Source organism: Mycobacterium sp. (assembly GCF_049683355.1).
GTDB lineage: Bacteria > Actinomycetota > Actinomycetes > Mycobacteriales > Mycobacteriaceae > Mycobacterium.
This window is the reverse complement of record NZ_JBAUJB010000034.1, coordinates 1-5,405: the sequence shown is the minus strand read 5'-3', so window position 1 is coordinate 5,405 and position 5,405 is coordinate 1. Positions and strand designations below refer to the sequence as shown.

Below are 5,405 nucleotides of genomic sequence, written 5' to 3'. Positions count from 1 at the left end.
GTCCGGCTGGCCCGCCGGGTCTGGCCCGACACCGACTGGGCCGCATTGGGCGCGACTCCACACCTCGCGGTGGCCGCGGGCGCGGTGGGCGCGGCAAGCGGTCTTGCCCCCGAACACACCGCGCTGTCGTTGGTCTACACGACGATGACGGGGTCGGCGACCGCCGCGCAGCGGCTGTTGGCACTCGATCCCGGTGACGTGGCTGCGGTGACGTTCGAACTGTCGCAGCTGTGCGAGCAGACCGCCGCGGAGGCAGCCAAAGGGCTCGCCGACCTCTCCGATCCACTGCTGGACGTTCTCGCCCAGCGCCACACCGAACGCGAACGTCCACTTTTCGCGTCCTGAGAAGCAAGGTCCGACTGTGCCTCCCATGCCCCCGCATTTCCTGTCCTCGGATTCTGTTGGCCAGCCGCACGTGCACACCGACCGTCCGCGCCGCGAACGCCTGCCGGGGGAGCCGCTGCGCATCGGTGTCGGTGGCCCTGTCGGCTCCGGCAAAACGGCACTGGTGGCCGCGCTGTGCCGCCAGCTCCGCGACGAGCTGTCGCTGGCGGTGCTGACCAACGACATCTACACCACCGAGGATGCCGATTTCCTGCGCCGCAACGCGGTGCTGCCCGATGACCGGATCGCCGCCGTGCAGACCGGCGGCTGTCCGCACACCGCGATCCGTGACGACATCACCGCCAACCTCGACGCCATCGACGACCTCATCGCGGCCCACGCCCACCTCGGGGGACTCGATCTCATCCTGGTGGAATCAGGCGGGGACAACCTCACCGCGACGTTCTCCTCCGGGCTGGTGGACGTGCAGATCTTCGTCATCGACGTGGCCGGGGGAGACAAGGTGCCCCGCAAGGGCGGGCCCGGTGTCACCTTCTCGGATCTGTTGGTGGTCAACAAAACCGACCTCGCGCCGCTGGTGGGCGCCGATCTGGACGTGATGCGCCGCGACGCGGCCATGGTGCGCGGTGAGCGTCCCACGGTGCTGATCTCACTGACGGCCGACCCGGCCGCCACAGCGGTATTGGGTTGGGTGCGTGAGCAACTCGACGTCGCGCAGGCGGTGTAGATGCGTTCGGAGGTCTTGGTCCTCGCGCGGCGGGACCGCTCGCCGCACCTCGAGTCCAGGGGTGGGATCGCGGCACGCCGCACCGAGCGCGACACCGTGCACCTGGTGTCGTCGGCCGCGACGCCGCTGGGTGGCGACTCGATCCACATCCGGCTCGTGGTGGAAGCCGGCGCCCGACTGCGGCTGCGCACCGCGGCGGCGACGGTCGCCCTGCCCGGAGCAGCCACCACCGAATCGCATGCGTCCTGGACGCTGGAGGTCGCCGGCGAGCTCGACCTCGACCCGCTGCCGACCATCGTGGCGGCCACCTCACACCACTTCGTGACCACCCGCCTGAACCTGGCCGACAGCGGCCGTCTCCGGCTGGTCGAGAAGGTGCAGATCGGCAGAACCGGTGAGCGCCAGGGTTTCTGGTCGGGCTCGCTGAGCGCCGACATCGACGGCAGGCCCCTGCTGCGGCACCGCGTCGAGCTCGGCAACGGGTCCCTGGCCGACGACGAGATCGCTGCTCCGGGAGCGAGCATCAGCGAACTGCACTACCCGTGCAGCGATGTCGAAGCCGCAGGGGTGACGCTGGCGCTGGCCGGGGGAGGGTGCCTGTCGACCTGGCAGGGCGAGCGGCTGTGACTAACTGGCGGCCTTCTCCGTGTCCTGAACCGACGCAGCGATCTCCTCGAGTTCCTCGATCCGGGTACGGGCGTAGGCCTGCTGCTCGGTGATCGTCAACTGGCCGCGGTTGCGGCCGAGGAACGTCACCGTCCACGACAGCATCGTGACGATCTTGGTCTTGAAGCCGACCAGATAGATCAGGTGCAGGAACAACCACGCCAGCCAGGCGATGAACCCGCCGAACTCCAGCGGACCGATCTTGGCCACTGCGCTGAATTTCGACACCGTGGCCATCGAGCCCTTGTCGAAATAGCTGAAGGGTTCGCGCTGCGACGGGTCGGCGCCTTTGAGTCCGGACACGATGGCCTTGGCCGCATACTTGCCGCCCTGAATGGCTCCCTGCGCCATCCCCGGCACCCCTTCGACCGCTGCCATGTCACCGACGACGAAGACGTCGGGATTGCCCGGGATCGACAGATCGGGCAGCACCTTGACCCGGCCCGCCCGGTCGAGTTCGACTCCGGACTGGTTGGCCAGATCACGGCCCAGGGGGCTGGCGGACACACCGGCCGACCACACCTTGCATGCGGACTCGATGCGACGGAGCGTGCCGTCGGGATCCTTGACGGTGATCCCGTTGCGGTCGACGTCGGTCACCATGGCGTTGAGCTGGATGTCGACGCCCATCTTCTCCAGCCGGGCTTGTGCCTTCTTGCCGAGTTTCTCACCCATCGGGGGCAGCACCGCGGGGGCGGCGTCGAGCAGGATCACCCGCGCCTTGGTCGAATCGATGTGCCGGAACGTGCCTTTGAGTGTGTGATCGGCCAATTCGGCGATCTGCCCGGCCATCTCGACGCCCGTCGGACCGGCGCCCACGACCACGAACGTCAGCAGCTTCTCCCGACGGGCCGGGTCGCTGGACCGTTCGGCCTGCTCGAACGCCCCGAGAATGCGTCCCCGCAGTTCCAGTGCGTCGTCGATGGACTTCATGCCGGGTGCGAACTCGGCGAAGTGGTCGTTGCCGAAGTAGGACTGGCCCGCGCCGGCAGCGATGACCAAGCTGTCGTAGGGCGTCACGTAGGTGTGCCCGAGCAGCTCGGAGCGCACGGTTTTGGTCTTGAGGTCGATGCGGGTCACGTCGCCGAGCAGTACCTGCGCGTTCTTCTGTTTGCGCAGGATGACCCGCGTCGCCGGGGCGATCTCGCCCTCGGAGATGATGCCGGTCGCGACCTGGTACAGCAGCGGCTGGAACAGGTGATGGGTGGTGCGGGCGATCATCTTGATGTCGACGTCGGCTCGCTTGAGGTGCTTGGCGGCGGTCAGGCCGCCGAATCCCGAGCCGATGATGACCACTTTGTGCCTGTCGGACGCAGTGGCTCCGGGATGGCTCATCACTTCTCCTTGGCGGGATTACCTGTTCACTTCAACGAATACGTTAGCCGCCGGGCTTCCGGCGGGCGCGGTGAGATGCCCCACCGGCCAGGGTTCAGCCGGCCACCAGCGGCTTGAGGGCCTCTCCCAGTGCGGTGATGTGGCCGGGCTGGTAACCCTGCAGGCTGGTGGGCAGGTTCATGATCACCGCGTCGATGCCGGCATCGAAGACATTGTTCTTGAGCTGCTCGGCGATCGACTCGGCGCTGCCGACCACCATCCGTTGGCTCATCTCCGCCGGGATGACGTCGGCGGTGACGTTCTCGTCGACCATCGCGGTGACCAGCATGCTGGTCTCCAGCGTGGCCGGATCCCGTCCGATGTCATCACATCTGGCCTTGACGACGTCGAGCTTGGTGGCCAGTTCGTCGAAACCCGCGATGACGTTGAGGTGGTCGAAATGCCGGACCGCCAGCGGGATCGTCTTCTTCTCGCCGCTGCCACCGATCATCAGCGGGATGTGTTCGCGGAAACGGGGATTGGCCATGGCTTCCTCGACCCGATAGTACTTGCCGGTGAACGAGGGACGCTCACCCGCGATCATCGGCAGGATGATCTGCAACGCCTCGTCGAGCTTGTTGAACCGGTCGGTGAAGGTGCCGAACTCGTAACCGAGCTGATCGTGCTCGAGTTCGAACCACCCGGTCCCGATGCCCAGGATCGCGCGTCCCTGGCTGATTACGTCGAGCGTGGTGATGGCTTTGGCCAGGAGCGTCGGGTTGCGGTAGGTGTTGCCGGTGACCAGGGTGCCCAGCTGGACACGCTCGGTGGCGGCGGCCAGGGCACCCAGTGCGGTGTACGCCTCGAGCATCGGCTCCTCGGGGCTGCCGAGCATGGGCAGTTGGTAGAAATGGTCCATCACGAAGACCGAGTCGAAACCTGCCGCCTCGGCTTCCTGCGCCTGGGCGATCACGGTGGGGAACATCTCGGCGACGCCGGTGCCGTAGGAGAAGTTGGGGATCTGGAGTCCGAGTCGAATCGTCACTCCGTCGAGCCTAGCCAGCCCCCGCCGATTGTCGACCCCGCGTTCGGCGACGTCCCGGTACTAGCCGAAGTTCGCCAGTGCGCCGTGGCTGACGTGCAGCGTCTGACCGGTGATGTGGCGGGCGGCAGGGGTCGCCAGGAACAACGACAGCCGCGCGATCTCGGCGCTGACCGACGGCGGTGTGGCGCCCAGTCCGTCGTATCCGGGTTCGACCCCGCGTCCGGCGGCGACCGCGTTCACCGTGATCCCCCGGGTTCCGAAGTGATGAGCCTGTCCGGCGGTCCATTCGGAGACCGCGGCCTTGACCGCGGCGTCGGCACTGCCTTCTCGCACCGGGTCCGGAATCACGGTGACGACCGAGCCGCCCGAGCGAAGATGATCGCCGAGAACCTGCACCGTCAACACCGCTGACACCAGGGTGTTGTCGAAGATGCTGTGCCATTCGTTGAAGTGGTCGCTCAGCGTGTAGGTGCGCGGGTCGCCACCGCCGCGCTTCGGGACCGGTACGTTCACGACGGTGTCCAGGTGGGCGGGGAACTGCCCCTGCACCGCGGCGACCGAGGCCGGATCGGTGTTGTCGAACACGATCGCGCGGGCGTCGCTGGCGTCCAGTTCCTTCACCGCGAGGTCGAGCTCGTCGCGGCGACTTCCCGCGAGCACCACGGTATGGCCGGCGTCGCTGAAACTCGCTGCGATCGTGCGGCCCAGATCGGTGTCGCATCCCGTGACCAGAACATCCATCGTCGGCCCCTCCTGTTGTGTTCAACGCTGAACCCCAGCGAGTGCCGCCGATGTTACTGGACAGTAGCTAGCCGATGAAACCCGACGCGCCGCGAGTCCCGCGGTGCGCACGACGCCGCAGGTAACAGCGGGGCACCGGGCTGCGATCTACGGAGAAGAGTCTCATCGACACCAGACCCGACAGAACAGAGGCCACCCCCGCGCCACGCGCGGGGCCCTTCGGCTGTCAGCAACTAGGTGACTGATGCCCATACTGGGCATTCAATGTACGCAGCAATGTCTCAGTTTGGCATTCAATGAGCAATTCGCACTTGCGTCACGGCTGTAACACGGTAGTTTCTTCCCCATGGTTCAGCCGGACGCGAATGCTCACCGCCGAAGCGGGTTTCCGAAGTCTCTTGGGCGCGCGGCGCTGACCAGTGCCACCACAGCCGCCTTGATGGCAGCGTTGACTCTGCCGGTGGCACACGCCCAGCCCGCACCGCCGCCACCACCACCACCACCGCCCCCGACCGTCGTCGACGGGGCACCGCCGCCGGCAGACCCCAACGCACCGCCCCCGACCGT

6 protein-coding genes are annotated in these 5,405 nt (G+C 67.1%); 3 read left to right on the top strand and 3 right to left on the bottom strand.

Annotated features, from left to right (window positions below):
- The 3 genes from WA944_RS01990 to WA944_RS01980 all read left to right on the top strand — a co-directional run.
- Positions 1-345, top strand: a 345-nt coding sequence (locus WA944_RS01990; RefSeq protein WP_526646190.1) for an urease accessory UreF family protein, incomplete at its 5' end; no start/stop codon positions are given.
- A 25-nt stretch (positions 346-370) separates the two neighbouring features.
- On the top strand, positions 371-1,072 hold the full coding sequence (gene ureG / locus WA944_RS01985) for an urease accessory protein UreG (RefSeq protein WP_526373168.1): 702 nt from the start codon (positions 371-373) through the stop codon (positions 1,070-1,072).
- Positions 1,073-1,699: an urease accessory protein UreD gene (locus WA944_RS01980; protein WP_526373166.1), complete on the top strand. Its 627-nt coding sequence runs from the start codon at positions 1,073-1,075 to the stop codon at positions 1,697-1,699. It begins immediately after the preceding gene.
- Here the strand turns inward: WA944_RS01980 and ndh are convergent, their stop codons facing one another.
- The 3 genes from ndh to WA944_RS01965 form a co-directional block, all read right to left on the bottom strand.
- Positions 1,700-3,073 (bottom strand): type II NADH:quinone oxidoreductase Ndh, encoded by a 1,374-nt coding sequence (gene ndh / locus WA944_RS01975; RefSeq protein WP_526609464.1) that lies wholly within the window; start codon positions 3,071-3,073, stop codon positions 1,700-1,702.
- Positions 3,074-3,167: 94 nt separating this feature from the next.
- Complete coding sequence (locus tag WA944_RS01970) at positions 3,168-4,097, bottom strand: LLM class F420-dependent oxidoreductase (protein WP_526374756.1); 930 nt, start codon at positions 4,095-4,097, stop codon at positions 3,168-3,170.
- A 60-nt stretch (positions 4,098-4,157) separates the two neighbouring features.
- Positions 4,158-4,838, bottom strand: coding sequence for an SDR family oxidoreductase (locus WA944_RS01965; protein WP_526374758.1), 681 nt, complete (start codon positions 4,836-4,838; stop codon positions 4,158-4,160).
- Between the last annotated feature and the right edge of the window lie 567 nt (positions 4,839-5,405).

What these genes read in the sequence shown, in the direction of transcription:
- ureG (WP_526373168.1), top strand. Translation starts at nt 371, where the DNA reads ATGCCCCCGCATTTCCTGTCCTCGGATTCTGTTGGCCAGCCGCACGTG.
- WA944_RS01980 (WP_526373166.1), top strand. Translation starts at nt 1,073, where the DNA reads ATGCGTTCGGAGGTCTTGGTCCTCGCGCGGCGGGACCGCTCGCCGCAC.
- ndh (WP_526609464.1), bottom strand. Translation starts at nt 3,073, where the DNA reads ATGAGCCATCCCGGAGCCACTGCGTCCGACAGGCACAAAGTGGTCATC.
- WA944_RS01965 (WP_526374758.1), bottom strand. Translation starts at nt 4,838, where the DNA reads ATGGATGTTCTGGTCACGGGATGCGACACCGATCTGGGCCGCACGATC.